A 20,778-nucleotide genomic window follows, 5' to 3' on the forward strand; every position below is an offset into this window, starting at 1 on the left:
TACTCATGTTGATTTTGTCATATTAATAACATTTAACGCATTAATTACTATTAATGTTTGACACTAAATGTACGCTTTAACTCATCGATAAAAGCTAAATCTTGCGATATCGTTTTACCTGGACTATCAGATAACTTAGCAACCGATTGGTTATTACATTCGGTTAATTTTAAGACAATATTTAACGCTTTAGTATTTACATCGTTTGATGGAATATCACACGCTAAAAAACCACCTACACCAAACGATAGTTGTACTCGATGATTAAAGTGTTTATAAATATTGAGCGCTTTATCAAAATTTAAACTATCAGAAAAGACTAATAGTTTCGTTTTAGGATCAATGCCTAATGCTTGATAATGGCTGATCGCTTTTTCGCCCCATTCGATGGGATCACCCGAATCATGACGAAGCCCTTGATAATGAGAGGCAAAATAATAATCAAAATCCCGTAAAAAGGCATCCATCGTAATACAATCAGTTAACGCAACACCTAAATCTTGTGGGTATTCGTCTAACCACACTTGCAAAGCCGTTTTTTGGCAATCTTGTAAGTTTGAACTTAAGCGTTGATGTGCTTGAAACCATTCATGAGCCTGAGTACCAACCGGTGTTAATCCTAAACGATAAGCCAATAAATAATTACTAGTACTATGAAAGTTATCAAAGTGTGATTTTAGATAACTCACAACAGCTTCTTGTACAGCAAAGGAATAACGCCGACGGGTACCAAAATCCATTAAATTAAAACCGGACATATCAATATTGGCTGTTTGATCTGCAAACTTTGCCAATTTTTGCTTGAGTCGGTTTAATGCTTCCGGTACTCCAATATTTGGTGAGCGATCTTTATGTACTATTTCACTAATTACAGCTAATAACGGCACTTCCCATAAAATAACATCTAACCATTTTCCTTCAATGCGAATGACTAACACCCCATCTTCATTACTTATCGTCAATAAATGGCTATCAAAGCGCCAATTTTTAAGCCAATTTAAATAATCAGTTTTAAAAAAAGAGATGCCCGACAAATAAGTAAACTCATCATAAGAAAGTGCTAGCGATTCCATTAATTTAACTTGATGCCTAATTTCATCAGCATATTTTCCTAATAAATCATCACTTCGACAACGGAACTCGGCAACAACAGTAACATCAGGGTAACGATGAAAAACGGCTTGCTGCATATGCAACTTATAAGCATCAGTATCTAAAATTGATGTAATTATAGCTGGTAACATGTGAACTTATTGTTAATACTCTAAATGAAATTCTCAAGATTATAGCAGAATAATAATGAAGATATAGCTTAATTATCTAAGTCAGATTATTTTTAATCAGCTATAATAAAAACAATACAGCTAACAAATTAAGCAAATACGAAAAGGTCTTAATAACAATGAATAGCCAAACACTTGAATTACAACCTACAGCTAAACATCGCTTAGATTATAAAACACCCGACTTTACAATTACTGACATCGACCTCGATTTTGATTTAGCGGCAGAAATAACAACAGTTATCGCCCGTAGTCATGTTATCAAAAAAAATCTTCACGCTGACAATTTAATTTTAGACGGTGAAGAACTTAAATTGGTTTCAGTAAATATTGATGAACAACCTTGGACTGATTATCAAATCACAACAACAGGATTAATCATTAAAAATGTTCCATCTGAATTTACTTTAACCATTGTTAACGAAATCAGACCAATTGATAATACCGCGCTTGAAGGACTATATGTTTCAGGGGATGCACTTTGTACACAATGTGAAGCTGAAGGATTTCGCCACATTACTTACTATTTAGATAGACCCGATGTGTTAGCCAGATTTTCAACTCGAATTACGGCCAATAAAAAACAATATCCTTATTTACTTTCTAATGGTAATCGCATTGCTCAAGGTGAACTTGGCAACGATCGTCATTGGGTACAGTGGCAAGACCCGTTTCCAAAACCGGCTTATCTATTTGCCTTAGTTGCAGGTGATTTTGATATTTTAAAAGATCATTTTATCACCCAATCAAAACGTAACGTTGAACTAGAAATTTATGTCGATAAAGGTAATTTAGATCGTGCAAAATGGGCCATGACCAGCTTAAAAAATGCGATGCACTGGGACGAAACCCGTTTTGGCTTAGAATATGACTTAGATATTTTTATGATTGTTGCCGTCGATTTTTTCAACATGGGCGCAATGGAAAACAAAGGGCTTAATATTTTCAATTCAAAATATGTACTAGCTAAACCCGAAACAGCCACTGATGATGATTACTTAGGAATTGAAGGCGTTATTGGTCACGAATATTTTCATAACTGGACAGGCAACCGTGTTACCTGTCGGGATTGGTTTCAACTCAGTTTGAAAGAAGGTTTAACAGTTTTTCGTGATCAAGAATTTAGTTCTGATATGGGATCAAGAGCGGTTAAGCGAATCAATGATGTTAAAATTATGCGCACAGTACAATTTGCTGAAGATGCAAGCCCTATGTCTCACCCTATTCGTCCTGAACAAGTTATTGAAATGAATAATTTCTATACTGTTACCGTTTATGAAAAAGGGGCAGAAGTTATTCGTATGATGCATACACTATTAGGTGAAGAAAAATTCCAAGCTGGCATGAAGCTTTATTTCAAACGTCACGATGGCAGTGCGGCTACCTGCGATGATTTTGTTGCAGCAATGCAAGATGCCTCAGGCATTGATTTAACCCAATTTAAATTATGGTATAGTCAATCAGGTACCCCTGAGCTCATCGTTACTGATAGTTATGATAAAACAAGTCAACGCTATACTTTAACGATTGAGCAACATACACCTGCAACCCAAGATCAACAGCAAAAACAAGCGTTACATATCCCAGTTGATATTGAACTGTATCGACGCAATGGTGATGTCATTGCGTTGCAATCACAAGGTAAATCGATTAACCATGTATTAAATCTTACCCAGACTAAACAGCAATTTGTTTTTGATCATATAGATGAAAAACCGATTATTTCATTGTTGCGTGATTTTTCAGCACCGGTTAAATTAACATATCATTATCAAGATGATGAACTCATTTTCTTAATGCAACATGCAACCAATGCATTTAGTCGCTACGATGCCGCACAGATGCTTTTAGCAAAATATATACGTAGTAATGTTGATAATTACCAACATAAAAAGGATCTAACCTTACCGCAAACAGTATTAGATGCCTTTAAAGCAGTGTTATTATCAGAATCAACCGATCCTGCTCTTATCGCCCAAATATTAACTTTACCTTCAGAAAATGAAATAGCTAATCTTTTTGCTGTTGTTGATCCAATGGCTATTTATGAAGTGCGCCACTTTCTATTAACCTGTTTTGCAAATGAACTTTATGATGAATTACAGGCGGTTTATCAACATAATAAAACAACACAATATCAAATTATTCATGCTGATATTGCAAAACGCTCATTAAAAAATGCGTGTTTAATACTACTAGCTTACGCTGATGATAAGTCACAAGTAACACATCTAGTTAGCGAGCAATATTATCATGCAGATAACATGACAGATGCATTTGCTGCATTAACAACGGCTGTTAAAGCTCAACTTAATTGCCAAAAAGATCTACTAATCGATTTTGATAATAAATGGCATCAAGATGGACTCGTAATGGATAAGTGGTTAGCTTTAAATGCTACAAGCCCTGATAAGCAAGTACTAGCGACGGTGAAAAAACTATTAAATCACCGTTCATTTTCGCTAACTAACCCAAATCGCATTCGCTCTTTAATCGGTGCATTTGTCAATAACAATCCTGTCGCCTTCCATGCACAAGATGGCAGTGGTTATCAATTTTTGGTTGAAATTTTGACAGAATTAAATCAGAAAAATCCGCAAGTTGCAGCACGTTTAATCGATCCACTTATTCGTTTAAAACGTTATGATGAAAAACGACAAGAGCAAATGCGACAATCGCTCAATGCGTTACTAAAAATAGAACATTTATCTAAAGATCTCTATGAAAAAATCAGTAAAGCATTAGCCGCTTAAATGATTATTATCATCCTATTAATCATTAATAGGATGATAACTTGTAATAAATAGTGCTGTTTTTTTTCAAAAAAAGTATTTAGCTTAAACTTGTTAACAACATTTTTTAGAGTTTTTAATATGATACCCATTAAGTCCATCACCGCTATTGAGCTTGATCAAAAACTAAAACAACAACACAAACTGGTTTTACTTGACGTGCGCGAACCTAGCGAAGTCAATTTCTGCAAAATTGAGGGAGCAATGCACATTCCAATGAATCTGATCCCGCTTCATTTAGATAAAATCCCCGATGAAATAGATATTGTGATTTATTGTCATCATGGCGTAAGAAGTTTAAATGTCGCAAATTATTTGGCTGAAAATGGCTTTGATACTGATTATCTCTATAATTTGACTGGAGGTATAGATGCTTGGGCATTAATGGTTAACAAAAACATGCCGAGATATTAACAAGCTCGTAACAAACTGAACTTGTTAAAATAAGCGATTAAACTACTCTTGTGGCATCACCCAATAACCGTTTTGGTTGTGCGCTTGCATATAATCTTTAAACTGTTGAGATTGATAAATACGTTTCACATCTTGGGCCCATTGACTATTTTCATTGCCCGCATTAACGACCACCATAATTTCTAGATCTGGAATTATCGTTTCTAACAGTAATGCTTTATTCGGATCAATATTCGCTGAGTAAACAATGCTTCCAGGAATAACGGCAAAATCTAAATCATTCATCACGCGAGGAATATTAGCCGAATCCATCTCGATAATATTGATGCCGGCAATATTTTGCTCGATATCATTTTTACTTACAATAATAGGATTGGTATTCGGTTTTAACTTTATCCAACCAGCTTTTTCAAGCAAATTATACGAACGAGCAGCATTAGATGCATCTTGTGGAATAGCAACTTTCGCGCCTTTAAACACTTGCTGTAACGAATTATATTTATTTGAAAATATCGCAGCGGGTACAGATGGTACATGTACAACGGGTTTCAAGTTAGCCTTACGTTGGGCATTAAACACATTCATATAAGCGGTGTGCTGTGCCACGGTCAAATCAATACTGCCCTCACTTAAAGCGACATCTGACTCAAGTAAATGTGGAAAGCTAACCAATTTCACCTTATAACCTTCAGACTCAAGTATGGGTTTTACCGCGTCTTTAAATAATTCGTTATAAGGCCCGGGTGATACCCCCATACTAATCTCTTTTTTAGTTTGATTATTGGCTTGCTTTGAAGAATTATCACAAGCTGTTAGTAAAAACAGAAAACTTAATATCGATAAAACCAAAATATTTTTATGCAATTTTGTAAAACGATGCTTCATATTAACTATCCCCAATAAGCTATGTAACTTAACCATACTCTAGCATAGAAAAAATAGTTCATTTATTCCAAGTTATTCTATCTTATAACTTTTTGGAATAAGATATAAAAAACGATTATTAGGTGGCTAAATCAAGCTATGCTACGTTAATACTATCTATAATTATTTGTTGGATATACCATGAGTGAATCAATTGCAGACAGTATTCATCAGCTTTTTAGAAAATTACATCAACATCCCGAGCTTTCTAATCAAGAATATGAAACAACTAAAACAATTAGATCTTATTTACAAAAAGCGCATATTCGAATTTTAGAACTTGGAGCAAAAACAGGCGTCATAGCTGAAATAGGCTCTGGTTCACCAGTGCTTGCATTACGTGCAGATATTGATGCATTACCGATTAATGAACAAACAGCCTGCAATTATAAATCTCAAACGCCCGATGTCATGCATGCTTGTGGGCACGATGTACATACGTCAATTCTAATGGGCGCAGCTTACTTACTTAAACAACACGAGCAAGACTTAAAAGGTACGATTCGCTTATTATTTCAACCCGCAGAAGAAAACTTTAGCGGCGCATTACAATTTATAGATATTGGTGCGTTGAAAGGGGTTGATGCAATATTGGGGCTCCATAATAATCCCAATTTAGCCATCAATCAGATGGCATCACGTGCTGGCCCTTTTTCGGCCAATGTTGATCGCATTGAAATCACAATAAAAGGGGTCGGGGCCCATGCAGCAAGACCAGAATCGGGAATCGATCCCATTGTGATAGGGGCTCAAATTGTTAGTGCCATCCAAACAATCTCTAGCCGAACAATAAGTGGACTTGATGCAGTTATTGTTAGCATCACAAAATTTCAAGGTGGTAACACTTGGAATGTCATCCCCGAAACAGTAGAAATGGAAGGCACTGTGCGAACTTTAACGCCACAAGTGAGGGCAAAAGTAAAACAACAACTACAAAGTATTATTGAAAACATCGCGATTGCCATGGGCGCAAAAGCCGAATTAAGATGGTTTGATGGTCCACCTTCTGTCATTAACGATGGCAAATGGGTTGCATTTGCCCAGTCAATCGCTAAGCAAATGGGTTATGAAGTAATCGATTTTAAACCGCAACTAGGTGGTGAAGATTTTGCCCACTATCTACATCAAGTACCGGGGGCTTTTATTAATCTCGGTTCACAAAGCCCTTATGCGCTTCATCATCCAAAATTTGAAATCAACATAGACATGATAATGCCAGCTGTAAATTATTTATATATACTTGCTAAGCAAGCATTAATTGAATTAGAACACCAATTAACAGGTATTAAATAATGATTAAATTTGAAAATGTCTCTAAGCAATATGAGCGAAACGGCATCACCACTCAGGCGCTGCACAATATTAATTTAACCATTGATAAAGGTGATATCTATGGCATTATTGGCTATAGTGGAGCAGGAAAAAGTACCTTAGTTCGCTTAATTAACTTTCTTGAAAAACCCACAACAGGAAATGTTATTGTCCAAGATCAACAACTAAATCAATTATCAAATGCTGACTTACGTCATGTAAGACAAAAAATTGGCATGATTTTTCAGCATTTTAATTTACTGGAATCTAAAACTGTATTTGAAAATATCGCTATTCCATTAATTTTAATCAAAAAAGATAAGCAAACAATAAAACAAAAAGTTTATGAGCTATTAGAGTTTGTGGGATTAAGTGATAAAGCCAATAGCTACCCTAAGGAACTTTCTGGTGGACAAAAACAGCGCATTGGTATTGCCCGTGCATTGGCGAATGACCCTGATATTTTACTTTGTGATGAAGCGACTTCAGCGCTTGATCCACAAACAACACAATCAATTTTAGATTTAATCAAAAAAATCAATGAAAAATATAAGATCACTGTAGTACTTATTACTCATGAAATGCATGTGATTGAGCAAATTTGTCATAAAGTCGCGGTAATGGAAAAAGGTCAAATTATTGAGCATGGTAATGTACTGGACGTATTTGGTCATCCAAAGCATCATACTACTCAAAACTTTGTCAGTTCTGTGATTAATGACCAGATCCCAACTGGTGTTGTTGAAAACTTAATTGAAATAGAAGGTGATAAAGATAATATCCAATTATTCAAACTCGAATTTTTAGGAAGATCAGCCTCAGAGCCTGTCATCAATTCGCTGATATTAAAACAAAAAGTAGTCGTCAACATCTTGTTTGCCCATATGTCAGAAATTGAAAAAACAGTACTTGGCAGTATGTTTGTTCAATTAAAAGGCAACAACAATGATATTGAAGAATCAGTACTATATCTACGTCAGTGTGGTGTACAAGTCACCGAGATTAAACAATGGGAGAGGAATTAAATGGAAACCTTAAATAATATTATCAATTACTTAAGTTCTTGTTTTGCCACTACACTAACCGCTGAACAATTTATTCAAGCGTCGTACGAAACCTTAATAATGGTGTTTTTTGCTTTGGTACTAGGTTCGTTACTGGGGATTCCTCTAGGTATCTGTTTAGTCACCACACGACCATCAGGATTATTAGAAAGTCGTAAAATATATCGAATCATCAACCCAATAATTAATCTGCTACGCTCTTTACCGTTTATTATTTTATTAGTAGCGATCTTACCTTTCACTAAACTCATTGTAGGCAGTTCGATCGGTACAGCAGCAGCAATTGTCCCCCTAACAGTATACGTCGCGCCTTATATTGCGCGATTAGTCGAAAACTCACTGCTAGAAGTCAATAGTGGCATTATAGAAGCCGCTGAGTCTATGGGAGCAACACCATTACAAATTATTTGGCACTTTATGTTGCCCGAAGCTTTTAGCTCTTTAATTTTAACCCTGACGACAGCAACAATAGGCTTAATTAGCGCAACGGCTATGGCTGGTGCAGTTGGGGCTGGCGGGATTGGAGATTTAGCCATATCCTATGGTTATCAACGTTTTGATACAACCGTTGTCATTATTACAGTTGTGATATTAATTATCACTGTGCAACTCGTACAAAGTCTTGGTAATTATTTAGCACGAAAAGCAAGGCATGAATAACTAACGTAACCAATCATCACAAGTAATGACTTTAGAATCAAAAAAAAGATGAGGGTTACGGCCCTCATTTATAATTATTGACAAAATGTTTACTCTATTGAATTTTAATGATTACCTGTCAATAAACCACTAAATTAGTGTAAACTTTTCTATTAAAATTTAATTAGTTATTCTTATCTACTAAAATTCGTCAATAATTGGTTAATCTATTTAATAGATTTCATTATTCGCAAATATCAAGTAAAATAAGCTCAACTTTCATTATGGTAGTGTAGGAAATCAATGTGACGAACACATTACAACAAAATTTGGTCGAAATACACGATATGTCTTTCTATCGAGGTAGCCGGCCGATTTACAAAAATATGAATTTAAATGTGCCTAAAGGCAAAGTAACTGCCATTATGGGGCCGTCTGGAATAGGTAAAACAACACTGCTTCGCCTAATTGGTGGTCAACTCAAACCTCAAGCGGGAAAAATTTTATTTGATGGTGAAGACATACCCAGCATGTCCCGTTCAAGACTATATGAAGTCCGTAAACGCATGAGTATGTTATTCCAATCTGGTGCACTATTTACTGATTTATCAGTCTTTGATAATGTGGCTTATCCTCTTCGTGAGCACCTTAATCTACCAGAGCCCATATTGCACAATTTAGTGTTAATGAAATTACAGTCCGTTGGTTTACGCGGTGCAGCGCAGATGATGCCTTCAGAATTATCTGGCGGTATGGCACGGCGAGCAGCTTTAGCCAGAGCGATAGCACTTGATCCAGATCTTATTATGTTTGACGAGCCATTTGCAGGGCAAGACCCCATATCTATGGGCGTTATAGTTAAACTTATTGCTGAGATTAATCAATCACTGGGATTAACCTGTATTGTTGTTAGTCACGATGTGAATGAAGTATTAAGTATTGCTGATTATGCTTATATCGTTGCAGAACAACACATTATTGCAGGTGGCACTGCTCAGCAGTTACGTGACAATGATGATTTGCGTGTAAAACAATTTCTGGAAGGACTGGCTGATGGTCCGGTTCCATTTCATTATCCTGCTGATGATTACAAATTAGACCTAAGCAGAGGTATAAAATAATGTTGAATTTACTGGCAAAACTGGGACAAGCAACCATTAATACCATTGCAATGGTTGGGCGTTCGGGAATGATGCTATTTGGCGCACTGATTGGCCAACCGCAATTTGGTAAACAATTCCCCTTACTTATCAAACAATTTTATTTTGTCGGTGTACAATCACTGACTATTATTATCGTATCAGGTCTGTTTATTGGTATGGTACTTGCTCTTCAAGGCTACTTTATTTTAACCACCTTTGGTGCTGAAGCAAGTTTAGGAATGATGGTTGCGCTTGCTCTACTCAGAGAATTAGGTCCAGTCGTTGCAGGCTTATTATTTGCTGGACGTGCGGGTTCTGCCTTAACAGCAGAAATAGGTCTTATGAAAGCAACAGAACAGTTATCAAGCATGGAAATGATGGCAATCGACCCGCTACGACGAATCATTGCACCACGCTTTTGGGCGGGTTTTTTTAGTATGCCTTTTTTAACGGCTATTTTTGTCACTGTTGGCATTTTGGGTGGTGTTTTAGTTGGCGTAGACTGGAAAGGAATTGACGCTGGCTTTTTTTGGTCCTCCATTCAAAGTAATGTTGATTGGTGGCATGATTTAGGCAATTGTTTTATTAAAAGCTTCGCCTTTGCAATCGCCAGTACTTGGATTGCACTATTTAATGGTTACGATTGTGTACCAACATCTGAAGGAATTAGTCGGGCAACAACAAACACCGTTGTCTATTCATCATTAGTTATTTTGGGGTTAGATTTTATCCTAACCGCATTAATGTTTAGTCATTGAGGTCATTAAACATGAGTCGTAAAGTCGAAATTACCGTTGGATTATTTATGGTGCTGGTTATTCTTTCAGTACTATTTTTATGCTTTAGAGTGACTGACCCCACATCATTTAGCAGTCATAATACTTATCGTGTTTATGCTGTATTTGAAAATATTGGTGGATTAAAAGCACGTTCACCAATCAAAATAGGTGGAGTTGTGATTGGTCGGGTCAATAACATCACATTACAATCATCTGAAATTGATGTGTATAAACCTTATGTCGCAATAGATATTGATGCACAATATGATAAAATTCCTAGCTCAAGCGCATTATCGATTAAAACCTCTGGTTTATTAGGCGAACAGTTTATTGATATCAATTTTGGACTGGACCAAAACCTTGAACATGATCTAGATGCATCGGAAGCTGTCGGCAAAAGCAACACAACTACAGAACAAGACAAAACACCACCATTTTTCCAAGAAGGATTTGTCATTAATAATACCCAACCAGCACTGGTTTTAGAGGATTTAATCGGTAAATTCCTTTATAGTATTGGCGGTTCATCAGATAAAAATAAAAAACAAACTACACCAGATACCAATGAAAGTAAGGAGTAATTATGTTAATCAGATTTAAACAAGCAATTTTTTTCGTATTCGCTTTAGCATTCAGCACGTTTGCACTTGCTGATAACGATCCATACAAAGATATGCAAGTTGCAGCCGATAAGATTTTTAATACCATTAAATCTCAATCAGCTACAATCAAGACCAATCCTAATAAATTGAAGGAAATAGTTAGAACTGATTTATTACCTTATGTGCAAGTTAAATATGCTGGTGCATTAATTTTAGGTAATTACTACAAGAGTGCTTCTGAGGCGCAACGTACCGCTTATTTCAATGCATTTGAAAACTATTTAGTTCAAGCTTTTGCCCAAGCACTATCGATGTATAACGGTCAAACTTATCAAGTTGAAGCTGCAAAAGACCTAACAGGTAAAAGCTTAGTTTCAATTCGCGTATTATTAATCCAACCCGATAAAAGCCAGCAACCATTACGTATTGATTTTCAATGGCGTAAAAACACTGTCACAGGGGAATGGAAGGCATACGACTTAATTGCTGAAGGTGTAAGTATGATTACCACTAAACAAAATGAGTGGTCGACTATATTACGTCAAGATGGTATTGATGCATTAACCAAACAATTAACTGATCTTTCAAATCGTAATATTGATCCTAACGCTAAACCAAAAGGCTAGCCTATGATGTCGCGAATTAAAGCAGACAAACAACACAATGTCTTATATTTAAAGGGTGAGCTAGATGCTCACTCCCTTAATGAAATATGGTCAACTCAGCATAGTATTTTAAATGGCGTTACAACGATTGATGTTGCTCAGTTAACTCGAGTTGACTCTTCTGGACTAGCAACATTAGTTTATTTTTGTACTAAATATCAAACCAAATTAATGGGCATTAATCCGCAATTACAAACTCTAATTGCACTGTATGACTTACAGCCAGTTATTATGGCTTAATTCATATTGTTGTGTTATTACCAAACATAAATATTAGCTTAAACAACTTAATATAAAGTTAGAATATTCATACTGAGTTACAATCATGGACAAACAACAAATTATAGACAAATTAAATAGTTCCCTTAACCTTGACAATGTATATGTTATGACTGAAGATGGTAGTCATTTTCAGGTTATTGCAGTCAGTGAACTATTTGCAGATTTGAGCCGAGTCAAAAAACAGCAATTGATTTATGCACCTTTAGCCGAATTCATTAATGACAATCGTATCCACGCATTATCTATCAAAACCTATACACCAACTGAATGGCAGCGTGAACGCAAATTAATGGGATTATAAACTATTCCTTAACACAAAATACTTGACTTGCGTTTTTTTACCCGCACATAATGTTCACTCATTAGATAAAATCTTTGTAGAAAGGTATCGAAACATGACCAACCCATTATTAACCAATGCTCCATTACCGCTATTTTCTCAAATCAAGCCTGAGCACGTTCTACCTGCTGTAAAGCAAGCTTTAAACAATTGTCGCAACACAATTGAAACAGTGCTAAAACAAAATAGTGAATATACTTGGGACAACTTAATTCAACCTATTGATGAAATGGATGAAAAATTTGGGCGAGTTTGGTCACCGGTCAGCCACCTTAATTCTGTAAAAAATAGCCCTGAATTACGTAAAGCTTATGAAGCATGTTTACCATTATTATCAGAATACAGCACATGGGTTGGACAACATAAGCCTCTCTATCAAGCTTACAAACAACTTAAACAAAGCGACAATTACAATAAGCTTTGCAAAGCACAAAAAAAAGTAATTGATAACGCGCTACGTGATTTTGAATTGTCAGGAATAGGCTTGCCTGATGATAAACAAAAACGTTATGGTGAAATTGTTGCCAAATTATCAGAATTATCATCACAATATAGCAACAATGTATTGGATGCAACGATGGGCTGGACAAAACTGATAACAGATGAAAAACAGTTGTCTGGTATGCCTGAAAGTGCGCTTGCTGCAGCAAAAGAACAAGCCAAATCAAAAGGACAAGAAGGCTGGCTAATTACTTTAGATATTCCAAGTTACCAACCTGTTATGACTTATTGTGATAACCGTGAGTTACGTTTTGAGCTCTATCAAGCTTATAATACCCGGGCTTCAGATCAAGGTCCGAACGCGGGTAAATGGGATAATACACAAATCATCGAGCAAATTTTAACGTTAAGAGATGAACTCGCTAAATTACTTGGCTTTGATACTTATGCTGACAAATCTTTAGCCACTAAAATGGCGCAATCAGTCCATCAAGTTACTGAGTTCTTGACTGATTTAGCTAATAAAGCCAAACCACAAGGTGAAAAAGAATTAGCGGAGTTGAAACGCTATGCCTATGAATTTTTTGGTGCCAGCGATATCAAACCGTGGGATATTGCCTATTACAGTGAAAAACAAAAACAATACCTTTATACCATTAATAACGAAGAACTCCGACCTTATTTTCCTGAACAACGAGTGATAAATGGCTTATTTGAAGTTGTCCATCGTATTTTTGGTATTACCGCTAAAGAACGACAAGGTGTTGAAGTGTGGCACCCTGATGTCAAATTTTATGATTTATATAATACTAGTGGCGAGCTAAAAGGCAGTTTTTATCTTGATTTGTATGCTCGTGAACATAAACGTGGTGGTGCATGGATGGATGATTGTATCGGCCGCATGCGTTTTGCCGATGGTCACATACAAAAACCCGTTGCTTATTTAACTTGTAACTTTAATCGACCAATTGGTGATAAACCCGCGTTATTTACGCATGACGAAGTAACCACCCTATTCCATGAGTTTGGTCATGGCTTGCATCATATGTTAACCGAAATTGATGTATCATCAGTTGCAGGTATTAATGGCGTAGCTTGGGATGCGGTTGAATTACCAAGTCAATTTTTAGAAAACTGGTGCTGGCAACCTGAAGCATTAGCCTTCATTTCAGGACACTATCAAACCGGTGAGCCTTTACCACCAGAAATGCTAGAAAAAATGCTCGATGCGAAAAACTATCAAGCCGCTCTATTTATTTTACGTCAATTAGAGTTTGGCTTATTTGATTTTAAACTTCATAGCCAGAAAAACCCTGATATCTTAACCACTCTGGCAGAGGTTAGAAAACAAGTTGCTGTCGTACCAACAGTTGAATGGGGACGATTCCCTCACGCTTTTAGTCATATTTTTGCAGGCGGATATGCCGCTGGTTATTACAGTTATTTATGGGCCGAAGTGTTATCAGCCGATGCCTTTTCACGCTTCGAAGAAGAAGGCATTTTCAATGCTAAAACGGGTAATGCCTTTTTGGATAATATTTTGTCGCAAGGTGGCAGTGATGAACCCATGACATTATTTAAAAATTTCCGTGGACGTGAACCCCAACTTGAGGCTCTGCTTCGTCACTATGGTATCCACTAACGCCAACCTAGCTCAGCTAAAATTATTAGCTGAGCAGTGGTTAACCTTAAACCCAACTATTCCCTTTGCATTAGTAACAGATAACCATCAACTCGTATTACAAAAAACTGATGAGCCAAAACTTGGTGCGATAAAAGTCGATTTTGTATCAGGGGCAATGGCGCATCGCCGCCAATTTGGCGGTGGGCGTGGTGAAGCCATTGCCAAAGCAGTAGGTGTAAAAGGTGAGTATTTACCAACAGTTGTGGACGCAACAGCTGGACTCGGTCGTGATGCATTCGTATTAGCAGCAATCGGTTGTCATGTCACAATGTTTGAAAGGCATCCCGTTGTGGCTGCATTATTAGCTGATGGTTTACAGCGAGGTTACCAAGATCCAATAATAGGCAATTGGTTACCGCAACGGTTAAACATGTTTTATAATTCAAGCCAAACAGGTCTATTGTCATTGCACGAAAAACCCGATGTGGTGTATCTCGATCCAATGTTTCCACATCGACAAAAAAGTGCACTAGTCAAAAAAGAGATGCGCATTTTTCAACAGTTAGTGGGTAGTGACTTAGATTCAGATAACTTGCTTGAACCGGCACGACAATTAGCTAAAAAACGCGTAGTCGTTAAACGACCTGATTATGCGCCATTTTTAGCCGAGCAAAAACCAACAGCCGAAATTAAAACTAAAAATCACCGTTTTGATATTTATACACCTTTTTAAAACAGAGGAAGATTACTCAGATTATGCGATTAGATAAATTTCTAGCTCATCACTTAGGTATAAGCAGAACAATCGTGAATAAAGAACTTAGAGCACAAAAAGTGACTGTTGATGGCGAAATAATAAAATCAGGCGCCCACCAAATATCACCTGCACAAGTTGTTGAGTACGATGGCGTCGAAATTGTGCCAGTCACCGAACATCGTTATTTTATGCTTAATAAACCACAAGGTTATGTTTGCTCAACCGATGATCCCGATCATCCAACTATTCTATATTTTATCGACGAACCAATGGCTGAAAAGTTGCACGCAGCCGGCAGATTAGATCTTGATACAACAGGTTTAGTACTATTAACAGACGATGGTAAGTGGTCACATCGTATTACTTCACCTAAACATCATTGTGAAAAAGTCTATCAAGTCACAGTTGAACATCCCCTAAGCATCGAACTCATCGAGATATTTGCCAAAGGCATTCAACTAAAAAGTGAGAAGTCACTCACAAAGCCGGCTAAACTAAATATTATTGACCCATATCACGCAGAGCTAACCATAAGTGAAGGTCGATATCATCAAGTTAAACGTATGTTTGCCGCAGTTAATAATCATGTTGTTCAGTTACATCGAAAACAAATTGGCACCATTATGCTAGATATTCCTGAGGGCGAATACCGTCCACTTACTGAAGAAGAAATCAACTCTTTTAGTTAGCTTCAAATTTTATCGTAACAATAAAAGTGAATAAATGATTGCCTCTTAAAGTCAATAAATACCGTTAAGTCATAATTAACGGTATTATCGATTATGTTGCCACATCATCATGCACTTTTAGTTGAAGAACTTTATAGGAACCCAAACGTGCAAAACTCAAATACTCAAGTAGAATTTAAAATTTCTAAAAAAGCACTGATCTTTATCCTTGGATTGCTATCTATGTTAATGCCTTTATCCATTGATATGTATTTACCGAGTATGCCAACAATTGCTCACGACTTTAATGTAGCTGATGCAACCGTTCAACTTACAATTAGCTGTTATTTATTAGGGTTTTCCTTTGGCCAACTCTTATTTGGACCACTTACAGACAGTTATGGCCGGCGAAATATTCTTATTATTGGTCTGATTATTTTTGTTTTTGCCGCCTTTGGTTGTGCTATTGCTGGCAATATTAATCAATTGATAACTGCACGTTTTTTCCATGGGATTGCAGCTGCTGCAACCACAATAGTGATTAATGCTTTAATGAAAGATATTTATCGTGACCGTGATGAGTTTTCAAAAATGATGTCCTTTGTGATGTTAATCTCTAACGTAGCACCATTATTAGCGCCAATCATTGGTGGTTTTATTTTGTATTGGTTTAATTGGCAAGCAAACTTTTATACCATTTGCCTAATGGCAATCATTTGCTTTGGTTTGGTGGTAAGTTATATTCCAGAAACACTTGCCAAAGCTAAACGTGATAAATTTAGTATCATTCGAATATTAAGTAATTTCATTACACTATTTCGACATCGCCAAGCCTTAACTTATATGCTAATAGGCGCTTTTGCTGGTGCTGGATTATTTTCATTTTTAAGTTTAGGGCCTTTTGTTTACATGAACTTACATGGCGTTGCATCCACCAATTTTGGTTACTATTTTGCACTTAATATTGTGGTAATGGTAATGATGAATACCTTAAATAGCCGCTTTGTTAAACTTGTTGGTTCTATCAAAATGATGCAATTAGGGCTGTTAATCCAATTTATCATGGCGATAGGACTTTTGATTGGAACATTATTTAATTTTGGATTTATCTATTTGGTCGTGTGTATTGCAGGTTACATTGGATGCATGTCAACAGTTGGTGGTAATAGTATGGCTGTGGTATTAGACTTCTATCCGCATATTGCCGGTACAGCATCGTCACTTGCTGGTACCATTCGATTCGCCATAGCAGGAGCAATTGGTATATCATTATCAATGCTAGTCTCGATTCATAAAACGGTAACACCAATTAATGATAATACCACAGAGTGGTTAATGGTTGGTTCTATGGTGTTGTGCAATTTTCTTGCGGTTGGCTTATTTTTGAGTGTCAAAAATATTAAAAGGAAATAACCATGATTTATCAATTAGATGATTTATGCCCACAAATTCACCCAGATTGTTTTATTGCCAAATCGGCTGATATTATTGGTAATGTGACGCTTGAGCAAGGGGTATCCATCTGGTTTAACGCGGTATTACGAGGTGATATTGCAAGTATTCATATTGGCAAAAACAGCAACATTCAAGATAATTGTACTGTGCATATCGAGACTAACATACCGTGTATTGTTGGTGAAAATGTTACAATTGGCCATAATGTGATTCTTCATAGCTGCACAATTGAAGATAATGTCTTAATCGGAATGGGAAGTACGATTTTAAATCATGCCAAAATTGCTAAAAACTGTCTGGTTGGTGCTAATTCTTTAGTTACTCATAGTTTACCTTATCAAGAAGGCTGCTTAATTATGGGATCACCAGCGAAAATAATTCGGCAACTTACCGAAGCCGAAATTGCAGCAAATATTAAAAATGCCCAAAATTATGTCAAAAATGGACAAAGGTTTAATAAAAATCTAATGGCAATTAATCGCTCACAGTCACAATAAATTACGTTTTATATTTTATTCACTCTGTGAGCAAAAGTAATTTATGATAAAATGCCACCAATTTTAATTGCAATCGTTTTTAGGTACGTACTTGAAAAAGCCAAAAACAACCAGAAGACAGATATTTAGCCAATTCATTTTATTAATAATAATAGCGTTATCTGCCTGCTTATTTTTATCACTATTTTCTTACAATGCATCAGATCCCGGCTGGTCACGTACTGCTTGGCATACCCCTATCAGCAATTATTGCGGCTATATTGGTGCATATGCATCGGATATACTATTCCAATTTTTAGGCTTTATTGCTTACAGTGTTCCTTTTTTTGCGCTATTTTTTAGTTTGCAATTAGTGAGCTATTTTTATCGTCATGCTAATGCGCCTATTAACTATTTTAGTATATCATTCAGAATCATTGGTATTTTAGCGTTTATCTTTAGCAGTACTGGTTTTTTTACCTTAAATATTCGTGATGCAGAACAATTTCAAGCTGGGGGATACCTAGGTTCAATTGTTATCGAAAGCCTATTACCTATAATGAATGGCTTTACCGCATCGATTATATTACTCATTGTTAGCCTTGCCTGTATAACCCTATTAACGGGATTATCATGGTTACTACTGATGGAAAAACTTGGGGCGTTAGTCATGCTGCTTTTAACGCCGATTACCTGGTTATTTTCATCACATAAAACCAGTGCAAGCACTCACACTGTTACCAAACAGCGGGATAAAGACATTGCACTAACAACGCAAACAAAAGAGCAGCCTGTTGTTATTCCATTAGAGAGCAATAAAGTCAATTTAGATACAGAGCAACCTTTATCTATAACAGCCAATGAAGAAAAAGTGATTAATCATGTAGATGCCACTAATCAGCTTGAACAAAACAATCCTATAACACTCAATAAGGATGATGAAGCATTAATCCAAACAGCAGAGCAATTGTTACAGTCGCTTGAGCAAACGACTAACAATCAACCTGATTTATCTAGCACACCAGTTAATGATGAGCCTAAAAAAGATCTGGATCCAAACGATATTTTAGCGCGTATGGAAGTGATTATAAAAAATATGAATGAACGAAAGTTAGCGCTCTCACAAGATCAAACTAATGCTACGTTGCCACAATCAAATTTAGCCAATGATCCACAAGCAACAGCAAATCAAACAACAACAGACTCAGAAAAAGTGCAGCCTTTTGATGAAAATAAATACACCATTTCAGATGCGCCTAGCAAACCGTTATTTACGTTAAATAATAACGAATCTACCTTAGCGAACAATACAATCGATTCAAACCAATTTATATCGAACGAGCCAGAATCATCGACTCAAGACGTTGAGCAAGTAACACATCAAGAACCCGAAACTCTGATTGAACATCCTACACCCGAGATTGAAAGGCACATCCCCGAAGATGTCGATCTTGAATCGTTAAAAAATGAAAATCCTGTCATAGATGACATCTATCTAGACGATACAGAGGTTGAACAAAGTCACAATACCCCAATTACCATTGATGATGAAAACGATAGCTTAATTCACCCATTATTAAGACGTGATGATAAACCACTACCAAAACCAACAACGCCACTACCGTCATTGGATTTATTAACTGCACCGCCGACAACGCGAATTGAAGTCGATCATGCTGCATTAAATGCAATGTCTGAACTGATTGAAAAAAGTTTAGCCGACTATCGTGTTAAAGCCAAAGTTGTTGATTATATGCCAGGACCTGTGATCACCCGCTTTGAAATTGAACTAGCTCCCGGTATTAAAGCTGCGCGAATTTCAACACTCGATCGCGATCTTGCTCGTTCACTATCAATGCCTTCAGTGCGAGTTGTTGAAGTTATTCCGGGTAAACCTTATGTCGGTATCGAGTTACCTAATAAAAACCGGCAGACCGTCTATTTTAGAGAAGTATTAGACAGCCCACAATTTCGCAATGCACAATCACCATTGACTATCGTATTAGGAAAAGATATTTCAGGGCAATCGGTTGTTGCAGATTTAGCTAAAATGCCCCATTTATTAGTCGCAGGCACCACAGGTTCTGGTAAATCTGTGGGGGTTAATGCGATGATTTTAAGCATCTTATACAAATCACAACCTGAAGATGTCAGGTTTATTATGATCGACCCTAAAATGCTTGAACTCTCTATCTATGAAGGTATACCGCACTTATTAACGCAAGTGGTTACCGACATGAAAGATGCGGCGAACGCACTTAATTGGTGTGTAAACGAAATGGAAAGACGTTACCGATTAATGTCAGCTTTAGGTGTCCGCAACATTGCCGGCTATAATGAAAAAATAAAACAAGCACAAGAGATGGGTAGACCTATTCCTGATCCACTGTGGAAACCTACCGATAGCATGGATCTTAACATGCCAACATTGGAAAAATTGCCTTACATTGTGGTTATGGTCGATGAATTTGCCGATTTAATTATGGCTGTTGGTAAAAAAGTGGAAGAATTAATTGCGCGCCTAGCTCAAAAAGCGAGAGCTGCGGGCATTCACCTTGTGTTAGCCACCCAGCGCCCATCGGTTGATGTTATCACAGGATTGATTAAAGCCAATATTCCAACCCGTATTGCTTTTACTGTATCAAGTAAAATTGATTCACGTACTATTTTAGATCAAATGGGCGCCGAATCACTACTTGGCATGGGGGACATGCTGTATTTAGCGCCGAATAGTTCGATTCCTATTCGTGTACATGGCGCTTTTGTACGTGATGAAGAAGTTCATGCAGTTGTGCAAGACTGGAAAGCTCGCGGCAAACCAAAATATATTGAAAATGTGACGGTATCAACCGATGATAATGATAGCTGTCATGCTGATAACATTGATGAAGATCTCGATCCGCTATTTGATCAAGTTGTAGAGTTTGTGGTTGAAACGCGTAGGGCTTCTATCTCTAGTGTACAACGAAAATTTAGAATTGGTTATAACCGAGCAGCGCGGATAGTTGAACAAATGGAGATTGAAGGTATTATTAGCGCACCAAGTCATAATGGTACTCGAGAAGTGATTGTGCCACATTCACATGGTGATTTTTAGTCGTGATAATAAATCCATCTAGT

General features: G+C 36.7%; 18 protein-coding genes and 1 pseudogene. 17 read left to right on the plus strand and 2 right to left on the minus strand.

What is annotated here, in order from left to right; genetic code table 11:
• Nucleotides 1-50 precede the first annotated feature (50 nt).
• Complete coding sequence (gene pncB, locus J3U66_RS05560) at nt 51-1,244, minus strand: nicotinate phosphoribosyltransferase (RefSeq protein WP_267348311.1); 1,194 nt, start codon at nt 1,242-1,244, stop codon at nt 51-53.
• A 158-nt stretch (nt 1,245-1,402) separates the two neighbouring features.
• Here pncB and pepN point away from each other — a divergent pair, with 158 nt between their 5' ends.
• Nucleotides 1,403-4,036 (plus strand): aminopeptidase N, encoded by a 2,634-nt coding sequence (pepN, locus tag J3U66_RS05565; RefSeq protein ID WP_267348313.1) that lies wholly within the window; start codon nt 1,403-1,405, stop codon nt 4,034-4,036.
• A 120-nt stretch (nt 4,037-4,156) separates the two neighbouring features.
• Nucleotides 4,157-4,489, plus strand: a complete 333-nt coding sequence (locus tag J3U66_RS05570; RefSeq protein WP_267348314.1) for a rhodanese-like domain-containing protein — start codon at nt 4,157-4,159, stop codon at nt 4,487-4,489.
• A 42-nt stretch (nt 4,490-4,531) separates the two neighbouring features.
• On the opposite strand, the gene J3U66_RS05575 is transcribed toward J3U66_RS05570, so the two are convergent.
• Nucleotides 4,532-5,374 carry a MetQ/NlpA family ABC transporter substrate-binding protein gene (locus J3U66_RS05575; protein WP_267348316.1) on the minus strand — a complete coding sequence of 281 codons (843 nt, stop codon included), beginning with the start codon at nt 5,372-5,374 and terminating at the stop codon, nt 4,532-4,534.
• A gap of 180 nt (nt 5,375-5,554) precedes the next feature.
• On the opposite strand from J3U66_RS05575, the gene J3U66_RS05580 reads away from it, so the two are divergent.
• From J3U66_RS05580 to J3U66_RS12895, 15 genes and pseudogenes are all read left to right on the plus strand, one after another.
• Nucleotides 5,555-6,706 carry an amidohydrolase gene (locus J3U66_RS05580; RefSeq protein WP_267348318.1) on the plus strand — a complete coding sequence of 384 codons (1,152 nt, stop codon included), beginning with the start codon at nt 5,555-5,557 and terminating at the stop codon, nt 6,704-6,706.
• Entirely contained in the window at nt 6,706-7,749 is a 1,044-nt protein-coding gene (locus tag J3U66_RS05585) for a methionine ABC transporter ATP-binding protein (RefSeq protein WP_267333690.1), read from the plus strand. Before J3U66_RS05580 ends, J3U66_RS05585 begins: the two co-directional genes overlap by 1 nt.
• Nucleotides 7,750-8,448, plus strand: a complete 699-nt coding sequence (locus J3U66_RS05590) for a methionine ABC transporter permease (RefSeq protein WP_267348319.1) — start codon at nt 7,750-7,752, stop codon at nt 8,446-8,448.
• 284 nt (nt 8,449-8,732) lie between these two features.
• Complete coding sequence (mlaF, locus tag J3U66_RS05595; RefSeq protein ID WP_267333692.1) at nt 8,733-9,548, plus strand: phospholipid ABC transporter ATP-binding protein MlaF; 816 nt, start codon at nt 8,733-8,735, stop codon at nt 9,546-9,548.
• A complete protein-coding gene (gene mlaE, locus J3U66_RS05600; protein ID WP_267333693.1) occupies nt 9,548-10,327 on the plus strand; it encodes a lipid asymmetry maintenance ABC transporter permease subunit MlaE in 780 nt (259 codons plus the stop codon). The genes mlaF and mlaE overlap by 1 nt, the downstream gene beginning before the upstream one ends.
• Nucleotides 10,328-10,338: 11 nt before the next feature.
• A complete protein-coding gene (mlaD, locus tag J3U66_RS05605; RefSeq protein ID WP_267343613.1) occupies nt 10,339-10,929 on the plus strand; it encodes an outer membrane lipid asymmetry maintenance protein MlaD in 591 nt (196 codons plus the stop codon).
• 2 nt (nt 10,930-10,931) lie between these two features.
• Nucleotides 10,932-11,576 (plus strand): phospholipid-binding protein MlaC, encoded by a 645-nt coding sequence (mlaC, locus tag J3U66_RS05610; RefSeq protein ID WP_267343614.1) that lies wholly within the window; start codon nt 10,932-10,934, stop codon nt 11,574-11,576.
• 3 nt (nt 11,577-11,579) lie between these two features.
• Nucleotides 11,580-11,855, plus strand: a complete 276-nt coding sequence (locus J3U66_RS05615; RefSeq protein WP_267343615.1) for an STAS domain-containing protein — start codon at nt 11,580-11,582, stop codon at nt 11,853-11,855.
• A gap of 85 nt (nt 11,856-11,940) precedes the next feature.
• On the plus strand, nt 11,941-12,198 hold the full coding sequence (locus tag J3U66_RS05620; protein ID WP_267343616.1) for a BolA family protein: 258 nt from the start codon (nt 11,941-11,943) through the stop codon (nt 12,196-12,198).
• A gap of 94 nt (nt 12,199-12,292) precedes the next feature.
• A complete protein-coding gene (prlC, locus tag J3U66_RS05625) occupies nt 12,293-14,320 on the plus strand; it encodes an oligopeptidase A (protein WP_267348320.1) in 2,028 nt (675 codons plus the stop codon).
• Entirely contained in the window at nt 14,286-15,035 is a 750-nt protein-coding gene (locus tag J3U66_RS05630; RefSeq protein ID WP_416379586.1) for a class I SAM-dependent methyltransferase, read from the plus strand. The genes prlC and J3U66_RS05630 overlap by 35 nt, the downstream gene beginning before the upstream one ends.
• A 23-nt stretch (nt 15,036-15,058) precedes the next feature.
• Complete coding sequence (gene rsuA / locus J3U66_RS05635) at nt 15,059-15,748, plus strand: 16S rRNA pseudouridine(516) synthase RsuA (RefSeq protein ID WP_267333699.1); 690 nt, start codon at nt 15,059-15,061, stop codon at nt 15,746-15,748.
• Between the two features lie 93 nt (nt 15,749-15,841).
• Nucleotides 15,842-17,140 (plus strand): Bcr/CflA family multidrug efflux MFS transporter, encoded by a 1,299-nt coding sequence (locus tag J3U66_RS05640; RefSeq protein WP_416379725.1) that lies wholly within the window; start codon nt 15,842-15,844, stop codon nt 17,138-17,140.
• 2 nt (nt 17,141-17,142) lie between these two features.
• Nucleotides 17,143-17,679, plus strand: coding sequence for a gamma carbonic anhydrase family protein (locus tag J3U66_RS05645; protein WP_267333701.1), 537 nt, complete (start codon nt 17,143-17,145; stop codon nt 17,677-17,679).
• Nucleotides 17,680-17,815: 136 nt separating this feature from the next.
• Nucleotides 17,816-20,755, plus strand: a pseudogene (locus tag J3U66_RS12895) (DNA translocase FtsK 4TM domain-containing protein); the annotation flags it as partial.
• Nucleotides 20,756-20,778 lie beyond the last annotated feature (23 nt).

Source organism: Gilliamella sp. B2969 (assembly GCF_026536195.1).
In the GTDB taxonomy this organism is placed as follows: Bacteria; Pseudomonadota; Gammaproteobacteria; order Enterobacterales; family Orbaceae; genus Gilliamella.